General features: G+C 55.6%; 19 protein-coding genes. 10 read left to right on the forward strand and 9 right to left on the reverse strand.

The annotated features are described in order from the left end of the window. The first annotated feature begins 44 nt into the window (after positions 1–44). From QP802_RS01685 to secG, 9 genes are all read left to right on the forward strand, one after another. Positions 45–578, forward strand: coding sequence for a PH domain-containing protein (locus tag QP802_RS01685; RefSeq protein ID WP_284817481.1), 534 nt, complete (start codon positions 45–47; stop codon positions 576–578). Between the two features lie 15 nt (positions 579–593). After that, the gene (uvrC, locus tag QP802_RS01690) at positions 594–2,669 is read left to right on the forward strand and encodes an excinuclease ABC subunit UvrC (RefSeq protein WP_070976861.1); all 2,076 of its coding nucleotides are present in this window, start codon (positions 594–596) and stop codon (positions 2,667–2,669) included. A gap of 13 nt (positions 2,670–2,682) precedes the next feature. Beyond that, on the forward strand, positions 2,683–3,573 hold the full coding sequence (rapZ, locus tag QP802_RS01695; RefSeq protein ID WP_070477070.1) for an RNase adapter RapZ: 891 nt from the start codon (positions 2,683–2,685) through the stop codon (positions 3,571–3,573). Between the two features lie 37 nt (positions 3,574–3,610). Next, positions 3,611–4,579: a gluconeogenesis factor YvcK family protein gene (locus QP802_RS01700; RefSeq protein ID WP_070976866.1), complete on the forward strand. Its 969-nt coding sequence runs from the start codon at positions 3,611–3,613 to the stop codon at positions 4,577–4,579. Between the two features lie 47 nt (positions 4,580–4,626). Beyond that, on the forward strand, positions 4,627–5,601 hold the full coding sequence (gene whiA, locus QP802_RS01705) for a DNA-binding protein WhiA (RefSeq protein WP_284817482.1): 975 nt from the start codon (positions 4,627–4,629) through the stop codon (positions 5,599–5,601). A gap of 381 nt (positions 5,602–5,982) precedes the next feature. Further along, entirely contained in the window at positions 5,983–6,996 is a 1,014-nt protein-coding gene (gene gap, locus QP802_RS01710; RefSeq protein WP_070976869.1) for a type I glyceraldehyde-3-phosphate dehydrogenase, read from the forward strand. A 105-nt stretch (positions 6,997–7,101) separates the two neighbouring features. Continuing rightward, complete coding sequence (locus QP802_RS01715) at positions 7,102–8,319, forward strand: phosphoglycerate kinase (protein WP_070362423.1); 1,218 nt, start codon at positions 7,102–7,104, stop codon at positions 8,317–8,319. A gap of 24 nt (positions 8,320–8,343) precedes the next feature. Beyond that, positions 8,344–9,126: a triose-phosphate isomerase gene (gene tpiA / locus QP802_RS01720; RefSeq protein WP_070976872.1), complete on the forward strand. Its 783-nt coding sequence runs from the start codon at positions 8,344–8,346 to the stop codon at positions 9,124–9,126. 113 nt (positions 9,127–9,239) lie between these two features. Continuing rightward, complete coding sequence (gene secG / locus QP802_RS01725; protein WP_070362425.1) at positions 9,240–9,476, forward strand: preprotein translocase subunit SecG; 237 nt, start codon at positions 9,240–9,242, stop codon at positions 9,474–9,476. Positions 9,477–9,555: 79 nt separating this feature from the next. On the opposite strand, the gene pgl is transcribed toward secG, so the two are convergent. The 5 genes from pgl to tkt form a co-directional block, all read right to left on the reverse strand. Beyond that, positions 9,556–10,284 (reverse strand): 6-phosphogluconolactonase, encoded by a 729-nt coding sequence (gene pgl, locus QP802_RS01730; RefSeq protein WP_284804680.1) that lies wholly within the window; start codon positions 10,282–10,284, stop codon positions 9,556–9,558. Positions 10,285–10,309: 25 nt separating this feature from the next. Then, positions 10,310–11,224 (reverse strand): glucose-6-phosphate dehydrogenase assembly protein OpcA, encoded by a 915-nt coding sequence (locus QP802_RS01735; RefSeq protein WP_070362427.1) that lies wholly within the window; start codon positions 11,222–11,224, stop codon positions 10,310–10,312. Positions 11,225–11,256: 32 nt separating this feature from the next. Then, complete coding sequence (gene zwf, locus QP802_RS01740) at positions 11,257–12,795, reverse strand: glucose-6-phosphate dehydrogenase (RefSeq protein ID WP_070362428.1); 1,539 nt, start codon at positions 12,793–12,795, stop codon at positions 11,257–11,259. Positions 12,796–12,807: 12 nt separating this feature from the next. Continuing rightward, the gene (tal, locus tag QP802_RS01745) at positions 12,808–13,893 is read right to left on the reverse strand and encodes a transaldolase (protein ID WP_256008155.1); all 1,086 of its coding nucleotides are present in this window, start codon (positions 13,891–13,893) and stop codon (positions 12,808–12,810) included. Between the two features lie 69 nt (positions 13,894–13,962). Continuing rightward, positions 13,963–16,065 carry a transketolase gene (tkt, locus tag QP802_RS01750; protein ID WP_284817483.1) on the reverse strand — a complete coding sequence of 701 codons (2,103 nt, stop codon included), beginning with the start codon at positions 16,063–16,065 and terminating at the stop codon, positions 13,963–13,965. A gap of 306 nt (positions 16,066–16,371) precedes the next feature. Here tkt and QP802_RS01755 point away from each other — a divergent pair, with 306 nt between their 5' ends. Next, positions 16,372–17,286 (forward strand): heme o synthase, encoded by a 915-nt coding sequence (locus QP802_RS01755; protein WP_071572606.1) that lies wholly within the window; start codon positions 16,372–16,374, stop codon positions 17,284–17,286. On the opposite strand, the gene QP802_RS01760 is transcribed toward QP802_RS01755, so the two are convergent. The 4 genes from QP802_RS01760 to QP802_RS01775 form a co-directional block, all read right to left on the reverse strand. Continuing rightward, on the reverse strand, positions 17,283–18,134 hold the full coding sequence (locus tag QP802_RS01760) for an MDR/zinc-dependent alcohol dehydrogenase-like family protein (protein ID WP_284817484.1): 852 nt from the start codon (positions 18,132–18,134) through the stop codon (positions 17,283–17,285). The two genes, QP802_RS01755 and QP802_RS01760, sit on opposite strands and share 4 nt — an antisense overlap. A 28-nt stretch (positions 18,135–18,162) precedes the next feature. Continuing rightward, positions 18,163–19,110 carry a COX15/CtaA family protein gene (locus QP802_RS01765; RefSeq protein WP_284817485.1) on the reverse strand — a complete coding sequence of 316 codons (948 nt, stop codon included), beginning with the start codon at positions 19,108–19,110 and terminating at the stop codon, positions 18,163–18,165. Between the two features lie 70 nt (positions 19,111–19,180). Further along, positions 19,181–19,942: an ABC transporter permease gene (locus QP802_RS01770; protein WP_369822163.1), complete on the reverse strand. Its 762-nt coding sequence runs from the start codon at positions 19,940–19,942 to the stop codon at positions 19,181–19,183. 2 nt (positions 19,943–19,944) lie between these two features. After that, positions 19,945–20,877 carry an ABC transporter ATP-binding protein gene (locus QP802_RS01775; RefSeq protein ID WP_070477084.1) on the reverse strand — a complete coding sequence of 311 codons (933 nt, stop codon included), beginning with the start codon at positions 20,875–20,877 and terminating at the stop codon, positions 19,945–19,947. Between the last annotated feature and the right edge of the window lie 3 nt (positions 20,878–20,880).

The raw sequence follows: 20,880 nt of genomic DNA on the forward strand, positions 1-20,880 counted from the left end.
TGAAAGAACGTAGCGTGTGCTACGGCAGCGAGGAGTAAAGAGTAGTGAGCGAAGAACAGTCGGTTGCACGCAAGATTGATGAAGCGGAGCTTGCATACCTCAACGCACTAGACCCACACGCTTCGATCTCGACTAAGCCGTGGGAGCTGACGATTCGGTCCCCATTTCTGAAGAAAGTCGCAGCTGTATGCATACTTGTGCTGATGGCCGTGCACATCTTCATGGCCGCCGTCGTTGACGTGGAATTTTCGGGCCTCACAATTACGTGGCTCGACAAGTTTGCTTTCGTTGGAGTCGGTATCATCCTCTCGATTCTGACCTGGCTCGTGTTGACGCGGCCGTGCGTCCAGGTCAATGAGGATGGTGTCGAGGTAGCCAACATTATCGGGACGCGATTTTACCCCTGGCTAGTTATCTATGGGCTTTCGTTCCCAAAGGGCGCCCGAATGGCCAGGCTAGAGCTTCCGAACTTTGAATACGTTCCACTGTGGGCGATTCAGGCTGCAGATAAAGAGCTAGCGTTGCATGCAGTTGCGGAGTTCCGCGAGCTCGAAGCTAAGTACATGCCGTCAGAATAGGGAGCGCGGAGCGTTTTGGCTGATCCCACTTCCTACCGTCCGGCTCCAGGGACGATCCCCACCGACCCAGGTGTTTATAAGTTTCGCGACCCTCATGGTCGCGTCGTCTACGTCGGTAAGGCGAAGAACCTGCGAGCTCGACTCAGCAACTATTTCCAGCCACCGGCGCAGCTCCATCCGCGAACGCGCCAGATGGTATTTACCGCCAGCTCCGTGGAGTGGACGGTTGTAGCGAGCGAAGTTGAGGCGCTGCAGCTTGAGTACACGTGGATCAAGAAATTCGATCCCTGGTTCAACGTCATGTACCGGGATGACAAGACGTATCCCATGCTCGCTGTGAGCGTGAAAGAGCGCTACCCCCGGGCATTCTTCTACCGGGGGCCGAAACGAAAAGGTGTCCGCTACTTTGGGCCGTTCTCGCACGCGTGGGCCGTACGCGAAACGCTTGATCTATTGACGAGAGTGTTTCCGATTCGTACCTGTTCGAACGGTGTGTTTAATCGACATGAGTCGCTCGGGAGACCATGCCTGTTGGGCTACATCGATAAGTGTTCGGCACCGTGCGTACAACGTGTTGATCAACAGGAATATGACGAGATTGTTGCCGGGTTCCTCTCGTTTATGGGCGGACGAACAGAGCACGTTGTCAGATCCCTCAAGCAGCAAATGGCTACTGCGGCAGAAGAACTCGAGTTTGAAAAGGCAGCGCGTCTTCGCGATGACCTTGGCGCACTGGACAAAGTGATGGAGCGCCAAGCCGTAGTGCTCAGCAGCGATACGGATGCTGACATCATTGCTATCGACAGCGATGAGCTGGAAGCAGCTGTGCAAATCTTTAACGTTCGTGGTGGTCGCATTCGTGCCCAGCGAGGCTGGGTCGTTGAGAAGACCGGCGACGAACCCGGCAGTTTGGACCGGTTAGAAGAGGGGGAAAAGGACCCTGCAGTTCCCACACTGATGCAGGACTTTCTGGTTCAGTACTACTCAGATGCCGTTGAGCGTGACGCCCAGGAGCGAAAAGAAGACCTACAGATTACAGAGCAATTCCGACGAAGGGGCGTCGATAAGCAATCGCATCGCGAAGCGGTGCCGAGTATTCCGGTGCCGCGTGAAATCCTTGTTGCGGAACTTCCAGAAGAGTTGGCCGACGTCTCTACGCTATTGACACAGCTTCGAGGTGCGCAGGTTGACATCCGCGTGCCGCAACGTGGCGACAAAGCAGCGTTGCTGGAGACAGTCCACCGCAATGCCGCTGAAGCACTCCATCAGCACAAGCTGAAACGCGTAGGCGATCTCACTGCCCGTTCACAGGCATTGCAGGATATTCAGTCGGCGCTTGGCATGGATGAAGCTCCGTTACGAATTGAGTGCACCGACATTTCTCATATTCAGGGCACAGACGTTGTGGCGTCGCTGGTTGTGTTTGAAGATGGTCTGCCGAAGAAGAACGATTACCGGCGATACCAAATTAAAGAAGCAGCCGGCGATGGGCGCTCCGATGATGTTGGATCGATAGCTGAGGTCACTCGACGGAGGTTTAAGCGCTACCACGAGGACAAACTCGCCAATCCCGACGAAGAAGTAAGCAAGATGATGTTTGCGGAGGAGGCGAGTGAGGTTGCTTCCACCGGCAATCAACGATTTGCCTATCCACCACAATTGTTTATCGTCGACGGCGGAAAACCACAGGTAAACGCAGCACAGGCGGTATTCGATGAGCTTGGTATCGTGGATGTACAGCTCATCGGGCTGGCAAAGCGACTAGAAGAAATCTGGGTTGCCGATGACGATGAACCAATCATTTTGCCCAGAAACTGCGAGGGTATGTACCTGCTGCAACAGATACGAGACGAGGCTCACCGCTTCGCGATCACCTATCACAGACAGCAGCGTTCGAAACGGATGAGAGCATCAGTACTGGACAACGTACCGGGGCTGGGGCCTGCTCGGCGAAAAGAACTGGTGAAGCATTTCGGCAGTGTCAAACAGATTCGCAAGGCTTCGCTTGAGCAATTGCAGGAGGTAGCGGGGGTCGGGCCGAAGTTGGCAGAGACGATTTACAAGCACCTACACAAGGACATCGAAGCCTAGCTAGTATGGGCCTATGACTTCGCCTTTATTACCTGCATCCGAATCTCGTCGCCCTGTGATAATCACCGGGCTTTCTGGTGGTGGTTTGTCGACTGCCGCGAAAGTTTTTGAAGATAAGGGATACTTCGTTTCCCAGAATCTGCCTCCGCAGCTCATTCTCGATCTTGTCGAGATGTCAACTGCGGACGATTCCCCCGTTGACCATCTCGCTGTAGTCACTGATGTACGTGCCAGGATGTTCAATGGCTCGTTAATGGAGACGATTGAGGCGATTGAGGCAAAAGGCCTATCTCCGTTCATCTTATTTCTCGACGCCCGCGATGAAGTCCTTATCCGCCGATTCGACAGTGTGCGACGTACGCACCCGTTGCAGGGCAATGACACGCTGAAAGAGGGGATCGAACGGGAGCGAAAGGAGATCGCCCCGGTTCGGGAGCGTGCAGATCTCATTATTGATACGACACACCTCTCAGTTCACGACCTGCGTCGGTCGATTGAGGCCTCTGTTGGCGACCTCTCTGCACCGAAACAGCACGTCACCGTGGAGTCGTTTGGGTTTAAACACGGGACCCCTCGTGATGCGGATTTAGTGTTGGACGTACGGTTTTTGCCAAATCCGTTTTGGATCCCCGAGCTTCGGGAGTTTCGAGGTATCGATGCACCAGTCGCAGACTATGTTCTGTCGCAGCCTGGAGCGAAGGCATTCGTCGATAACTTCTTGACAATGCTGAAGGATATGCTCAAGGGCTACCGTCATGAAGGTAAGGACTTTATCACTGTTGGGATCGGCTGTACTGGCGGGCACCACCGGTCAGTCGCAATTTCGGAGGAGATTGTACGCAGGCTTCGGGAGTCCGATGACGTGGACGTCAACGTCTTGCACCGTGACTTGGAACGCAACTAGCTGCTCTTTATCGTTGGAAAGAAGCACTGATTAAATTATGGGACCTGCATTTACTTGCCTTGGGGGAGGGCACGGTTTATACCAAACACTATTGGCGGCGCGGGCGGCTGAGGCTCGAGCCATCCACGCCGTGGTAACAGTTGCTGACGACGGAGGCTCATCCGGTCGGCTACGCCGTGAGATGGATATCATTCCGCCTGGTGACCTGCGGATGGCGCTCTCAGCCCTGACCGCGGATGACGAAGATGGCGCTCTGTGGAGAGATACATTACAACACCGATTTGGCGGAAATGGAGCGATGGCAGGGCACGCAGTTGGCAATCTGCTCCTTGCCGGACTAAGCGAGGAACTCGGCGATATTCAGCAAGCGTTGGACGTCATCGGCTCATGGACAGGCGCACAGGGCAGGGTTGTTCCTATGAGTCCTATGCCTCTCGACATTGAGGCCGATGTCGCGGGGTTAGACGACGACCCCCGTGTTTTGCGTTCTGTTCGCGGTCAAGTTGCCGTTGCCACCACACCCGGAACTGTGCGACGCGTCCGCCTTTTGCCCCACAATCCTCCCGCAACCGACGAAGCAGTGCAGGCGATCATGGACGCAGAAGTGGTGACAATCGGGCCTGGATCGTGGTTTTCGTCGGTGATTCCGCATCTACTCGTTCCGGACATTGTCCGCGCGTTGAATGAGACGTCCGCGTTGGTAGTTGTAGTGCTGAATCTTTCTCCGGAGGCAGGAGAGACACCGGGATTTAGCACGGAACGCCATATTCATGTCTTCGAGCAGCACGCTCCGAACCTGCATGTTGATGTGTTCCTGGCTGATAACTCAATTAGCCCGACGGAGGGCGAACGCGTTCATCTCGGGCGAGCCGCGGATCGCGTGGGTGCAACTGTATTGTTCCGAGATATTCATGAAGTTGATGATCAGTACCGCAACACAAACCGGCATGATCCACGCAAGCTTGCACATGAGCTGCTATCTCTCGTTCGTGATTTTCACGCATAACGTGCGCTACACTAATCCACCGATGTTTTTGTAGAAAGGATCACTCGGTGTCGCTGACCGCCAAAACCAAAGAAGAGCTGCTTCGAACTCCAATAGGAGCGAAGTCTGCCGCGGCCGCCGAGGCATCCGCGTTAGTTCGGTTTGCAGGAAAACTTGACGCCTCAATCCACGGGGTAACTATGATTGCGGATTTCGCGGAAGAGGCGGTGGCACGTCGCTTAATCCTGATTCTTGAAACTCTTTTCATGAGCTCACCAAAGTTCGCCGTGGTTTCACCTGGCTCGGCGACAAAGGAAACGAAATACGAAGTACGTCTAGATACTGGTGTTGAAGCGCTGTATCGGCGTCTAAATCTTCGGACGCAGTCTGGTCATCTCGTGGTAGGTATGCCCCCGCAAATCGTTTCGGGAGAAATTGCTGAAGTTGAAGCCGCGTGGCGGGGTGCGTTCCTCGCTAGGGGAGCGCTCACAGAGCCGGGCCGAACTGCCGCTTTAGAGGTCGAGTGCCCATGCGAGGAGGCTGGGCTTGCCCTAGTGGGGTTAGCGCGTCGTCTTGGGTGCCACATCAGAATGCGGGAGACTCGCGGTGTTGAGCGTGTACATGTCCGTGATGCGGAGGCGATAGGGGTGCTTCTCAGTCGAATGGGTGCGCCTCTTGCTCGCCTGGAGTGGGACGCAAAACTTCGGGAGAAGCAAGCGCAGATGCGTGGCGGTCAACGGTTGGCAACTTTTGACGACGCCAACACCCGCAGAAGCGTACATGCTGCGACGGTCGCCGCTCAGCGTGTGGAACGTGCGATGGAGATCCTCGGCGACGATGTGCCTGAGCATCTCGCCGAAGCCGGATACCTGCGTGTTGAGCACCGGCAAGCCTCGCTTGAAGAACTTGGCCGGTTGGCTGACCCACAGATGACGAAGGATGCGGTCGCTGGGCGAATTCGTCGGCTGTTGTCCCTTGCTGACAAGCGGGCTGCTGAGCTCGGTATAGCGAACACTCGCGGTAAAGACACGAAGGCAACATAGAGCGTTCTGGGGCGCTCCCAGACCGCCCTGTGTGCAACATCACAATTCCGGGGGATAGCGCACAAGCAGCTTCGCCAGATACGCCCCGCGGGGGTAAAAGAGATTACCTTTGTCGTTGTTTGAGTCGCATTAGGTGTGGCTTTGGCGGTAAACAGACATTCATGCTTGGTGAAATTATGAGACGATACCCCCGGTTTCGCCGTCTCTTTGGTGATGCACCTTTAGGGCGTCTCTTGCGGCATCGTGGCCATGCACATGTTGAAATCTCTCGCTAAACTGATGAGCAACGGGCTGAACCAAGGAGCTCACCGAGAACGGAAAGAGATTGGTACCGGCCCATCAGCAAGTCTCAACAATTTCCGACATAGAGGAGTAAAGACTGTGACTATTCGTATTGGCATTAATGGCTTTGGTCGTATCGGCCGCTCGGCATTCCGCATCATCCTGGATCAGTACTCGAGCGACCTTGAGGTCGTGAAGATTAATGACCTGACCGACAACAAGACTTTGGCCCACCTTGTCAAGTACGACACAGCGTATGGCCAGCTCGGCCGCGACGTTGAGTACGACGAGTCCTCCATCACCGTTGATGGTCACCGCATCGAGGTTACCGAAGAGAAGGACCCATCCAAGCTCGCATGGGGCGACGCAAACGTCGACATCGTCCTTGACTGCACCGGCCGCTTCACCGATGGCAATGACGCAAAGGCTCACATCGAGGCTGGCGCTAAGAAGGTCATCATCTCCGCACCGGGTAAGAACGTCGATGGCACCTACGTCTGGGGCGTCAACCACACCGACTACAGCAATGATCAGCAGATTATCTCCGCTGCATCTTGCACCACGAACTCCCTTGCACCAGTCGCGAAGATTCTGGAAGAGCAGTTCGGCATCAAGTCCGGTCTGATGACCACCATTCACGCTTACACTGGCGACCAGCGCATTCAGGACGCACCTCACAAGGACCTGCGTCGTGCCCGTGCAGCAGCTCAGAACATCGTCCCAACCACGACGGGTGCTGCTAAGGCAGTTGCCCTGGTTCTGCCTGCACTTGAGGGCAAGCTGGATGGCTTCGCAATGCGCGTGCCAACGATCACCGGTTCCGCAACCGACCTGACCGTCGAGCTGAACAAGGACGTCACCGTTGATGAGGTGAACGCAGCAATCAAGAAGGCTGCTCAGGACCCAGAGTTTGGCAAGGCGCTTGAGTACACCGAGGATCCAATCGTTTCCTCCGACATCATCGGCAACACCCATGGTTCCATCTTCGATGCTGGGATGACCCGCGTCATCGACGGCAACCTGGTCAAGCTGATTGCTTGGTACGACAACGAGTGGTCCTACACCTCTCAGTTCGTCCGCATGACGAAGCACGTCGCGGATAACTTGGCATAAGACCTAGAACGGCCCGGGTGTGCAGTACGCACACTTCGGGCCATTTCTTTCGCTACTGTTTGAAAAGAAAACTACTGCAAACAACAGTCAACTGAGGAGAGTCCCATGACAATGAAAACGCTGCAACAGCTTCTGGATGAAGGCGTCGAAGATCGCCACATCCTGGTCCGTTCTGACTTCAACGTTCCGCTTGATGAGGACGGCAATATTACCGATGCTGGTCGTATCGACGCATCACTGCCAACTTTGAAGGCGCTCTTGGAAGGTGGCGCGAAAGTCATTGTCATGGCTCACCTCGGCCGCCCAAAGGGGGAAGTGAACCCTAAGTTCTCCTTGAAGCCAGTGGCTGAAGCCCTAAGTGAGCGCCTAGGTCAGTTCGTAGCGCTCGCCGGTGATGTTTCTGGTGAGGATGCACATGAGCGGGCAAATGGGCTTACCGGTGGCGAGATTCTGCTTCTCGAGAATGTACGCTTTGACCCACGCGAGACCTCGAAGGACGAGGCTGAGCGCACTGAGTTCGCAGCTGAGCTTGTAGCACTAGCTGCGGACAACGGCGCGTTTGTTTCTGACGGTTTCGGTGTAGTACACCGCGCACAAACCTCCGTCTACGACGTTGCTAAGAAGCTTCCTGCCTACGCTGGTTACCTCGTCGAGAAGGAAGTCAAGACTCTGAGCAAGGTGAAGGATGCTCCAGATCATCCATACGTTGTTGTGCTTGGCGGTTCGAAGGTTTCCGACAAGTTGGGAGTCATCGAGGCACTTGCGGCGAAGGCTGACAAGGTAATTATCGGTGGCGGCATGTGCTACACCTTCCTGGCTGCACAGGGCTACAACGTTCAAAACTCTTTGTTGCAGGAAGACATGATTGAGACCTGCAAGGACCTCATCGGCCGTTTCGGCGACAAGCTGCTATTGCCTGAGGACCTGATCGCAGCGTCTGAGTTTGCAAAGGATGCAGAGAAGCAGACCGTCGCGGCCGACGCTATTCCGGAAGGCTGGATGTCTCTCGACATTGGCCCGAAGACTGCCGCGCGTTATGGTGAGGCGCTGAAGAGCTCGAAGACCGTGTTCTGGAACGGGCCAATGGGCGTCTTCGAGTTTCCAGCGTTCGCCTCTGGCACAAAAGCCGTTGCTGAAGCAATGATCGCTGCTACGAAGGACAACGGGTCCTTCACGGTGGTCGGTGGCGGCGATTCCGCAGCATCTGTTCGCATTCTGGGCCTCGATGAGGCTGGGTTCTCCCACATCTCTACGGGCGGTGGCGCATCGCTCGAGCTGATCGAGGGCAAAGAGCTGCCCGGCGTTGCTGTACTTGGACAGTAGTCGTTGTTGAAAAGGAGTATGAATATGTCTCGCAAACCACTGATTGCTGGTAACTGGAAGATGAACCACGACCATCTCGAAGCAATCGCTTCGGCCCAGAAACTCGCGTTCGCTTTCCCGAAGGACGGCTATGAGTTCGTGGACGTTGCATTGACCGTGCCGTTTACCGACCTTCGTTCTATCCAGACTCTCGTTGAAGGCGACAAGCTGCAGATCACATATGGTGCACAGGACGTGTCAGCGCACGATGCTGGTGCCTACACTGGTGAAGTTTCGGCCACAATGCTGGAGAAGCTTGGCTGCACGTGGGTAGTTGTCGGCCACTCAGAACGCCGTGAGTACCACGGTGAGGACGATGAGCTAGTTTCCCGCAAGGCAAAGAAGGCACTTGAGCACGGCATGAACCCAATCGTGTGTGTCGGTGAGCCGCTAGACATTCGCGAACAAGGCACCCATGTCGACTACGTCGTAGAGCAGACGAAGAAATCCCTGGACGGTTTGAGCAACGAGGAGTTGGAGAAGACCGTCATTGCATATGAGCCGGTATGGGCTATCGGCACTGGCAAGGTTGCCTCTGCCTCCGATGCGCAGGAAGTGTGCCAGGCTATTCGCGGCCTGATCCGTGACTTGGCCGGTGATGCGGTTGCTGATGGCATCCGTATTTTGTACGGCGGATCCGTAAAGACGGAAACTGTCGGTGAGATCATCGCTCAGCCTGATGTTGACGGTGGTCTTGTCGGAGGTGCGTCTCTTGACGGCCAGGATTTCGCGAAATTGGCTGCTGCGGCTGCCCAGGCAGTACAGTAGATTTGCAAGATATGTCGCTCGGACCAGAGCGCGTCGAATAACACCATTCGGTGACTTCGTGTAGTCTGGTCCGAGTTACATCAATGTAGGTTTTATAGTGAGGATTTACCACCATGACGTTGGCTCTTGAGATCGTGCTCGTAATCGCTGCGGTCTTGATGACAGTGTTCGTGCTGCTTCACAAAGGCAAGGGAGGCGGGCTTTCGAGCCTGTTCGGTGGTGGCGTGCAGGCTAACCTGTCCGGCTCCACTATCGTGGAGAAGAACCTCGACCGTTACACGGTTATCATTACGCTCATCTGGCTTGTATGCATCGTGGGCCTGAATCTAATTCAGACTTTTGCTGCCTAGCCGCTAGCAAAAGGCCCGCCTGGAGCAATAAGCTTCCGGCGGGCCTTTTCGTTGGTCAAAAATCCGAATCTGCGGGAATCTAACGTGGTGCCGCGTCTTCGGTGACCCACAAGATCGTTTCTTCCTTGCCGACAGCACCGGCCGCTGGCCAGTCAAGATACTCTGCCCGGTTTGCAACTGCGGACGCAGCTTCTGCCTTCTCTGCACCAGAAACAAGAAGCCAGACCTTTTGTGCTTTCCAAACAGCAGGTAGTGTCAACGAAACACGTTCCGCAGGTGGTTTTGGCGAATCCGTCACAGCAACAACCAGAGCGGCGTCCTCTCTCACAGCAGGCGTATGTGGGAATAGCGAATTAATGTGGCCTTCACCGCCCATTCCCAGTAGGTGGAGGTCGAACCCCTCAGGCGCCTCAACTTTCAGGTGCGCTTCATAACGAGTGACAGCGGGCTCCATCGTCCCTCCGTCCAACCCATACCCGAAAATGTTTCCTTCTGGGATATCTATATGATCGAGCAACGCTGCCCGGGCCTGGCCTTCATTCGAATCAGGATGGCTGACGGCTACGTTGCGCTCGTCGCCAAAGAATAGCTTCACCCTGGACCAGTCGATATCTGATGAAACAAGCGATTCAAGGAACCGGATTCCGGCTGTTCCGCCAGTAAGCACAACACGTGCGGTTCCGTCGCCGTTTACGCCACCGGTAGGGGAGCTGTGGATCTCTGAAATCAACGTTTGGAATGCGGAGGTGGAGACGTCGATAAGCTGTTCGAGGTTTGTAAAGATGTTGGTCTTGACTGTATTGGACATCCGTCGACCCTCTTTCGGTGCGAAGTTAAGGGAGGTTATGTAACAAAGCCCGAGCATACATGGCGTCAGGATCGAGGTGGCGTAGCTCCTCAGCGAGGCATTCTGCGTCCGAGCGTGCACTCAGTGCAACAAACGCATCAGGGTATCCCGGTACGGAAACTCGCACGGTGTGCTCATCAACAATTTGTACCTGCACAGAGCCTTGTTCGCAGTCCAGCGATAGGTGTTGGATTGGGGAGCCAGGAATGGCGTCGGCGCCTGCTACGTTTTGCACGGTTACCTCAACGCCAAAGCAGGCATCGAGCCAAGAGGCTGCGATTTGTACGCTTGGATGCTCGGTAATACCGCTGAGCAAGATCCGGCGTGGTTGCTGTTTATAGCGGTCGAAAGCTGAGGCGACAACGCCGCGCCATGGCGTGATTTTAGACCACATCATGTCCGAATCACCTGGGACGTACGCCTTAGCCAGCTGCTCTATGCATTCTGCCCCCATAGTGCGCCACGCATTCGTGATTCTGCGGTGCGCGATATTACCCAGCTCTGCTTCTGCAGGAACATCTGGCACAGTTGTGGGCCACCAAGCAACGATAGGGGTATCGGGCAGCAACAGCGGGGTGACCACCGCGTCAAGATGCTGGGTAAGTTCACCGTGGAGAGTCATGACAACCATCTCAGAGGCGCCAGCGTCCGCCGCGACGATTACCTCTGCATCCATCCAGGTTTGCTCGCTCTGGCAGTCGAGCAACAAGACGAGAACTCGAGCCGGGTGCTCCATGGTCGCGTTCCGGACCGTCTCCAGAATAGAATCGACATCATCCTCGGCATGTGCAGCGACCAAGAGTGTGAGCACGCGCCCAGTCGCCAACGAGTAATTTTCACGAGCCTCTAGGAGCGCTGTGGACACATCGCGGGTGGTCGTGTCGGGAAGAGTGACAATCAAGGATTAAGCCTCACGTTCGTTGTTTGCACACATTATGGACGACGCCATTGGCGGCCGTCCTTGGCCAGCATCGCGTCTGCTGATGCGGGCCCCCAAGTGCCCGCACGATATTCATCTGGATGTCCGTGCGACTCCCAGTAGTTGAGAATTGGATCGAGGATTTCCCAGCTCCGCTCGACTTCCGCATTGGTTGGAAACAAGCTAGATTCGTCGAGTAGTGCATCGAGGATGAGCCGCTCGTATGCTTCGGGAGACTGTTCCGTAAATGCCTCCGCGTACGAGAAATCCATGTTGACATCCCTAACTTCAAATGCAGTTCCAGGCACCTTGGAACCAAAGCGCATCAGCACGCCTTCGTCCGGCTGCACGCGGATAACGACTGCATTGTTCGTAAGTAGTTTTGTCTGATCGTCTTCGAACGGCTGGTACGGAGGACGCTTAAAGACCAGGGCAATCTCAGTCACTCGACGCCCGAGGCGCTTACCAGTGCGAAGGTAGAAAGGAACACCTGCCCAGCGACGCGAGTTTATCTCTAACGTACAGGCCGCATAGGTTTCGGTTGCAGAGTTGGGGTCAAACCCGGACTCCTCCCGGAGCCCGATTACGCGTTCAGAACCTTGCCAGCCCGCTACGTATTGGCCGCGTGCGGTCGTCTCATCGAACGGCTCGACGGGAGTCGTAGCGCGGAGGACCTTGAGTTTCTCCGCACGAAGACGCCCCGGGGAGAACGACGTCGGCTCCTCCATAGCGATCAAGGCGAGCAGCTGAATCAGGTGGTTTTGGATGACGTCTCGTGCTGCACCAATACCGTCGTAATAGCCTGCGCGGCCGCCGAGCCCAATATCTTCAGCCATCGTGATTTGTACGTGGTCGATGTAGTGCGAATTCCACACTGGTTCAAACATCTGGTTTGCGAAACGCAGAGCCATAATGTTCTGCACGGTTTCTTTGCCGAGATAGTGATCGATTCGGAATACGGATCGCTCAGGGAACACTGAATTCACTACTCGGTTTAGCTCTTTGGCGGATTCCAGATCATGCCCGAATGGCTTCTCGATGATCACTCGGCGCCAGCCGTGATCTTGAGGCTGTGCCATTCCACTGCGGTCCAGCTGGTGGACAACGCTCGAAAAGTGCTCGGGCGGCACAGAAAGGTAAAAGGCCCAGTTTCCGTTCGTCCCCCGTGTTTCATCGGTCGAGCGCAGTGTATTGGCTAGGGCGTCGAACGCGGCGTCGTCATTAAACGAGCCCGAGACGAACTGCATACCTTCTGCGAGCCGGTCCCAAACGTTCGTATTAAACGCGGTGCGGGAAGATGCTTCAACGGCTTCACGCACATAGTCCTCAAAATCTTGTTTAGACCAGTTTCGACGCCCAAACCCGACGAGAGCAAAGCCCGGTGGGAGGAGACCCCGGTTCGCGAGGTCGTAAATTGCCGGCAGGAGCTTTTTCCGAGCTAGATCTCCAGTTACACCGAAGATCACCATCCCAGACGGACCCGCAATGCGGGGAAGCCGCTTATCCTCGGGGGACCGAAGCGGGTTCACCCAATGCGTGCTCTCGTCACTCACATGTACTCCTTTTTATTGCAGCTTTTCCGACATGGAATTTAGCAATTCTTGCCACGCATCAACAAACTTATCGACGCCCTCCTGCTCGAGGACTCGCACGACATCAGACAAGTCGATTCCTGCAGCGGTGATAGCGTCAAACGTCTTCTGCGCGTCGTCAGCACTGGCAGACAAAGTATCGCCGTGAAGACTGTCGCTAGCCAGGGTGGCGTCGATAGTTGATTCCGGCATGGTGTTGACCGTGTTTGGGCCAGCCAGCTCAGACACATACAACGTGGCAGGGTACTCAGGGTTCTTTACACCAGTCGAGGCCCACAGCGGGCGTTGAACGTTGGCACCAGCTGGAAGGTCATCCAACGAAGAAAATTCCTCAAGGAACAAGCGGTATGCCAGTTGAGCGTTTGCCACGCCTGCTTTGCCTCGCAACGCAAGTGCTTCAGAAGTAGCAATTTGCTCAAGGCGAGCATCGACTTCGGTGTCCATGCGAGACACGAAGAATGAGGCAACAGAATGAATGGTTGAGACATCGTGGCCGTTGGCTGCAGCCTGCCGAATACCTTCCTTGTACGCGCGAATGACCTCGCGGTAGCGCTCCACAGAGAAGATCAGCGTGACATTCACTGAAATACCAGCTGCCAGTGCTGCTGTGACTGCTGGCAACGAGGCGTCTGTGGCTGGAATCTTGATCATTGCATTCGGTTTACCCACGCGTGCCCACAGCTCTTTCGCTTGAGCGATCGTCTTCGCTTCGTCGTGAGCATAGCGGGGGTCAACCTCGATGGAAACGCGACCATCAAGGCCGTCGGTCGCATCGTAGATGTCCTGGAAGATGTCGCACGCGTCGCGGACGTCGTCAATGCTCATCACGTAAACCGCCTCGTCGGGGCTGGCACCTGACGCTCTCAACTGTTGGATTTGCTCGTCGTACGCGCTTCCAGTCGACATTGCTGAAGCAAAAATTGCAGGGTTGGTTGTCACGCCAACGACCGACTTCTCACGTTTGACTGCTTCTAGATTGCCAGTGGCGATGCGCTGGCGAGAGAGATCATCCAGCCAAGTGGACGTGCCGAGCTCCCGAAGCCTTTCAACTGTGTTCATGCTCAGATTCCTTTCTAAAAAATGGGCCTGGCCAAGCTAGGGGAGGGCTTGACCAGGACAACTCTTCAACTATCGCTGCACCGCTGCTACAGACGCGCGTCCGGCTGCTGCAACGTTGTCTGCTGTAAAGCCGAACCGCTCGAAGAGCTCTGGACCTGGTGCGGAGGCACCAAAGTGCTCCAAGGAAACACACTGACCGGCGTCGCCTACAAAACGATGCCATGGCATGGACAGACCGGCCTCGACAGAGACCCTTGCTCGAACCTCTGCAGGAAGTACCGATTCAATGTACTCCGGCGATTGCTGCGTAAACCACTCCATGCAAGGCACCGAGACAACTCGAGTTCCGATACCTTCGGCTTCCAAGGACTTCGCAGCCTCAACAGCAAGCTGCACTTCCGAGCCAGAAGCCATCAGAATCAAATCAGGCGTCGGGGTAGAGGAGTCCACGAGTACGTACGCACCGCGAGCAACACCTTCGAATGCCTTTTCCTTTGTGCCCTCAAGCACAGGGAGGTTCTGACGGGAAAGCGCCAGTGCCTTCGGCATCGGCTTAGCCTCCAGCGCAGACTTCCACGCAGCAGACGTTTCATTCGCGTCGGCCGGTCGGATCACCGCCATATCCGGGATGGCTCGAAGCGCAGTGAGCGTTTCAACCGGCTGGTGGGTCGGACCGTCTTCGCCCAGGCCGATCGAGTCGTGCGTGAAGACGTAGTAGCCGTCGATACCTGAAAGTGCTGCGACGCGAATTGCCGGGTAGAGATACTCGGAGAAAATCAGGAACGTACCGCCGTAAACTCGTGTGTTGCCGTGCAGTGCAATGCCGTTCATGATCGCGCCCATGGCATGTTCGCGGATGCCGAAGTGCAAATTGCGACCGTACGGCTCAGCGCTGAACATATCGGTAGAAATCGCCTGAGGCCCGAACGATGCAGCCCCCTTGATAAGGGTGTTATTGGAGCCTGCAAGGTCTGCGGAGCCACCCCAAAGCTCTGGAAGGGCCGCAGCCGCAGCCTGGATTACTGCTTCAGAAGCCTTACGGGTAGCAAGGCCCTTTTCGTCAGCGTCCCAAGTTGGGAAGTCCTGCGACCAGTTGGATGGGAGCTCTCGAGCCGTCAATCGGTCAAACAGGGCCTTCTTCTCTGGGTTGGCCTCAGCCCAAACAGCAAACGTCTCGTCCCACTGTTTACGCTTCGCAGCACCACGGTCCCGGAGCTTTCGAGTATGGGTGATAACGGACTCTTCCTCCGGGAAGTGAATCTCCGGATCAAAGCCGAGAATGTTTTTGACAGCTGCGATTTCTTCCGCGCCGAGAGCTGCGCCGTGTACTGCACCCGTGTTTTGCAGTGTAGGAGCAGGGAAGCCGATGACCGTCTTTACCTGAATGATCGTTGGGCGATTGGTGTCGGACTGTGCTTCCTTGATCGCTTTCTCAATCGCGACGACGTCCTCGCCGGACTCAACCGTTAGTGTTTGCCAGCCGTAGGCCTCGTAGCGCTTCATAACGTCTTCAGTGAACGCGATCTGGGTATCATCCTCGATCGAAATCCTGTTGTCATCCCAGAATACAATCAGGTTTCCGAGCTGCTGCGTCCCTGCGAGAGATGAAGCCTCCGAAGTGACACCTTCTTGAAGGCAACCGTCTCCAGCCACGACGTAGATGAAATGATCGAACGGCGATTCGCCAGCCGGAGCCTCAGGGTCAAACAGGCCACGTTCCCGGCGCGAAGCCATCGCCATACCAACTGCTGATGCCAACCCCTGGCCGAGTGGGCCAGTTGTAATCTCTACGTGGTCCGTGTGGTTGTACTCAGGGTGGCCGGGAGTCTTAGCACCCCAGGTACGAAGCTGCTGGAGGTCTTTGAGCTCAAGTCCCATGCCCCCCAGGTAGAGCTGAACATACTGTGTCAGGGAAGAGTGGCCGTTTGACAATACGAAGCGATCGCGCCCTGCCCAATGTGGGTCAGCGGGGTCTACATTCATCACCCGCTGGTAGAGCGTATATGCAAGAGGGGCGAGCGACATCGCGGTGCCTGGGTGCCCAGAGCCGCAGTTTTCCACGGCGTCAGCCGCGAGGATTCGGGCCGTATCAACTGCCCGCGTATCCACGTCGGTCCAGTCTTCGGGATAGTTACGTACAGTTTTTGCTTGAAGTTCAGCTGAAAGCGTCACAGAATCCTCGATTCATGCTATGGAAACAGAACAGGACCCAGCCTAGTGTAAAACTCGCTTTGTGGTGGTGACACCCAACGGTGTTGTGCGAAGAAAACTCGCGGGTGTAGCCGCCACGTTAATTCTGACAAATTGGTGAGCGGAGGCTAACATCACCGGGAGGGTCAAAGTATTAAGAGGGCTGAAAAGATCATCGTGTAATGCGTTGCGGTACCATATCAGCCGAAATGCTCGACACCTGAACGCGAACCTATGTTGCGTAAGAGTTCTAGCCGAACGGTTGAAGTTTGATGTGGAGGAGAAGTATTGGAGACCATCAAGGCATACTTCGCGCTTACGAAGCCCAGGGTCATTGAACTTCTTCTAGTAGCAGCTATCCCCGCAATGTTGCAAGCAGACCGTGGCACTGTGCACGTGTGGCTCATTCTTGCAACGCTGTTCGGTGGTTGGATGGGGGCCGGTGCGGCAAATGCATTTAACATGGTCGCCGACTACGACATTGACCAGAAAATGGGGCGAACGCGTGCACGGCCACTTGTCCGGGCAAAGGTCACCAAACAGAAAGCCGCCGTATTTGCTTGGGCGCTTCTCGTCGCGAGTGTGCTTTGGCTTGGATTCCTGTGTAAGTCGTGGCTCGCGGCGTTCTTTATCATTCTGACCAACTTCTTCTATATCTATGTGTATACAAAGTGGCTGAAGAGGCGAACTTGGCAGAACGTCATCTGGGGCGGCGCAGCAGGTTGTATGCCCGTGATGGTCGGTTGGGCGGCAATTAGAGACAATGTCACCGACGGCTCCAAGGATGCGTGGTGGCAGGCGATCGTGATGTTCATGATCATCTTCTTCTGGACGCCACCGCACACCTGGGCGCTGGCAATGAAGTACCGAGCGGATTACGCCCGCGCTAATGTCCCGATGCTGCCGGTGGTAGCTTCCCCGGCGGAGACAACCCGCCAGATTCTCATTTACTCATGGTGGACCGTCGGGGTGTCCCTGCTCCTGGTTCCCGCCACCTCGTGGATCTATCTTGCAACCGCGGTGATTTCGGGTGCATTGTTCCTCGCCGTTGCCACACAGCTGCATGCTGGGGTAAAGCGCGGGGAGAAGGTGAAACCCCTCAAGCTGTTTATCCTCTCCAACAACTATCTTGCGGCGTTGTTCTTGGGGCTTTCCGTTGATGCGGTACTCGGTTGGACTCCACTATTCGCTACCTTCTTCTAGCTCGTTGATCCTTGGAGCTTGATGGCTCCAAGGTCATTGTCACAAACCTCCGAAGTTTCGGAACCCAGTAGCGAGCTGGCGTCATCTATTGATTCACACACGTGAACTGGCGGTTCCCATCGTGTTTCTTCGAGCACTCTGGTAACAGTCTGTGCATGCTTACGGAAGCCGTTGGCATCCATTCGTATCGACGCCAAGTCCTCATAGCAACACGTACGCGCAGAGCTGCGCCCAACTTCGTGCGCAAAGCCATTTTTGAAGTCAGAGCGTGCCAGCACAACTGCATCCACCCCGATCCCATCATTGAGCGCTTTGATCTGTGCAGCAGTACCTGGCTGGCCACTGAATACGGCTGTGGCTCCAGCCTCATCTGCTGCTACTCGGCCTTCCTCGCTATCCGAAACGGCATACACGATGATGTCCTTCTCTCGAGCGATTGCAATCATGTACAACCCAATTGCGGAACCTGCATTCGTGACGACGACAGCTTCACCTTGCACAAGCTTCAAAATTTCGAATAGCGAATAACTTGCGGCCATTCCCGGCCGCAACATTGAAGCACCAATGTGTGGGGCGATCAGGTCCGATACAGCGACTACCCGGCTTCGGTCAACGACAACCTGCTCGGCGATGGGGCCGGTGGCATCGCTCCACGCAACCACAGTTCCTGGCGCAACCTCGTCGAGGGGGTCTTTCAGGACACGACCGCATCCTTGGTTGCCGAAGGAGGTGTCGTGAAGAAAAAACCCAGCGTAGAGGACTTCGACTAGAAGTTCTCTATCGCTGGGGAACGGTGAAGCGATATCAATGCAACGCACCTGCTGCGCGTCGAACTCAATCGCTTTCATACTTTCTCAGGCTACATGGTGTTTGCGTCTAGCGATACAGCAACTCACGACGCACAGCGTGCGCGTACAAGAACGCCGTGAACGCTACAACTAGAGAAGACAGCCCAATATGGATCGGAATCGTCCAACGCGGCACGCCCATGTAGTACTGGCTTAAACCTACTGCCCACTGGACCACGATGAGTCCAAGAAGAATCCAGGACGTTTTCTGCGCCGCATGCGGGGCCTTCGCTCTACGTAGTAGGAAAAATGTGATCACTGTAAGAAGTAGATACGCGTACATGCACCCTGCGTGAATATATGCCAACAACGCTGTGTCAATCGCAAGCCGGCCTTCCATACCGACGCTTGCGTCACCCGAGTGCGGGCCGGACCCTGTCACCATCGTTCCTGTCACAAGTACACAGCTCAACGCAACGGCAGCGATTACGGCGATCACTCGGATGTGCCCGGGGTAGCGGTCTTGAGCAACCGTGGACTCGTCTTCTGCCAAGCGCATGTACAGCAATGCAGCGACCCACACGAGCACCATCGAAGGCAAGAAGTGCACGGCGACCGCCCACCACTGCAAATCAAGGCGAACAGAAATACCGCCGATAATCGCCTGGACAACGACGCCGACGAGGGAGAACCATGCCAAGAATTGGGCATCTCGACCGCGGGATGCGCGGTAGACAGCCCAAAGCACGGCGATCGCGGCAGCCGCGACCACGAAAGCAAGCAGGCGGTTTCCAAACTCAATGGCTTGGTGAATCCAAGGTGCGGCACCAGCGACGGGGACAAGCGAACCTTCATGGCAAAGTGGCCACGTATTGCAACCAAGCCCCGAACCGGTCACTCGCACCAACGACCCTGTTACGGTGATCCCGCCTTGGCAGAGCAAGAGAATCATGGCTAGAGTTCGTTGCAACTTCAGACTGGGGGCTTGCTTTTTATCCTGATGCGTCATCGGCGCACCGGTCTGTTGTAAAGTCATGCACTTTCCTTGGACGTATAAAACACGTTCGACTATTCAGGCTCGAATCTTAGTCGATGAGCGCATGGCCTTAATCATCGAAACGGAAGAAGCGAACGCTTGAGCCAACGCCGACGATGAGCCACGCTAGCAAGCTAAGCAACGCAGGACCATTCGCAGTCAGCGCGAGTGCATCAGAAATACCAGCTGCCAGCGAAACCGTGGGTACTAGGTTCCACCAACCAGCGTGGCTAAGGTCGCCAGAATAGACGACCCAACCCACGATTCCCATCATGATCACCCACATTAAATTCGAAATGGCAAGGACCATCTCGGAACTTAGCGAGCCGCCCATGAGCAAGCCCAAGGAAGTAAAGCAAGCAACCCCCAGGAACAAGACGCAGGCACCAAGCACCGCGCCAACGACTGAGGGGCGCCAGCCAAGGAAACCTGCAACAGCTCCTAGCACCGCAATCTGGACGCAGACCATCGCGACCACGCCAAGGATTTTTCCGACGATGATCGTCCACGGTGGGACTCCGGAAGCACCGGTCCGCTTCAGCGCACCGTATCGGCGGTCAAAGGCGAGCGAAATCGCCTGGCCCGTAAATCCAGAGCTGGTCGCCGCGACGGCAAACACCATCGGCACCAGGGTGTCGAGGCTGTAGTCATCCCCAAAAACAGGCAAATATACTGATGCGATGAGCAACGCTGCCGGGATGAAGATGCTGAGCACCAACTGTTCGCCGTGACGGAGCATCAGCTTGCTTTCGATGAGTCCCTGAGCGCTGGCCATCGCAAACTTCGAAGACCGTTGCGGGGCGGGCGTAAAGGTTCCTTCCTTGATGTGCACCGCTAGCTCCTTAATTCCTTACCGGTGATGTTCAAAAACACTTCTTCCAACGCCATGTGGCTTACTTGCATATCCCGAATCAGCACGGATTGGCGAAGTGCTTCTTCGGTAATACAGGCGACGAGTTCAGGAGAAACCGAACCGTTGACTACGTAGCGCATTGGGCGAACTTGGGCCACAGCTGTATCGATCTGACACAAAGCCACGTGCTGCTTCAGCTTCTCGAGGTCGAGTGGTTGCGCCGTACCAAACGTGATTTGCTGCTCAAATGATCCGCTGGTCAGGTCCGCCGGTGAACCTTCGGCGACAACCTTTCCATGATCCATGATCACAATGTCATCGGCGAGCGACTCCGCCTCGTCCATCAGGTGCGTAGTCAGGACGATCGTGGTTCCGTCACGTTTTAGTGCAGAAACAATATCCCACACAGCGTTGCGTGACTGTGCGTCCATGCCAGCGGTTGGCTCATCAAGAAAAACCAGCTCCGGACGACCTATAAGTGCAAGCGCCAGGGACAAGCGTTGCTTTTGCCCTCCGGAGAGGCGTCGATACGTGGTATTGGCGACTCCCTCGAGCCCTAGGAGGGCCATGAGCCACTCAGGGTCGTGAGGATTTGCGTTGTATGAAGCCGAAAGCTTCAGCATTTCTCTGACTTTGACGCCCGAATATGATCCGCCACCCTGCAGCATGATCCCAATTCGGTCTCGCACACGCTGAGGGTGGGTTGCAGGGTTTTCGCCTAGTACCGTGATTGTCCCTGAGGTTGGCCGGGTGAATCCTTCACACATCTCGATGGTCGTTGTCTTGCCGGCTCCATTCGGACCGAGCAAAGCCAGCACGGTTCCTTCTTTTGCGGCAAACGATGCTCCATCTACAGCAGTAACGTCCCCAAAAGTTTTCTTCACATTGTCAACTGAAAGAACAGGCGCGTTCATGGA

Source organism: Corynebacterium sp. UMB10119B (assembly GCF_030228125.1).
Taxonomy (GTDB): Bacteria; Actinomycetota; Actinomycetes; order Mycobacteriales; family Mycobacteriaceae; genus Corynebacterium; species Corynebacterium pseudogenitalium.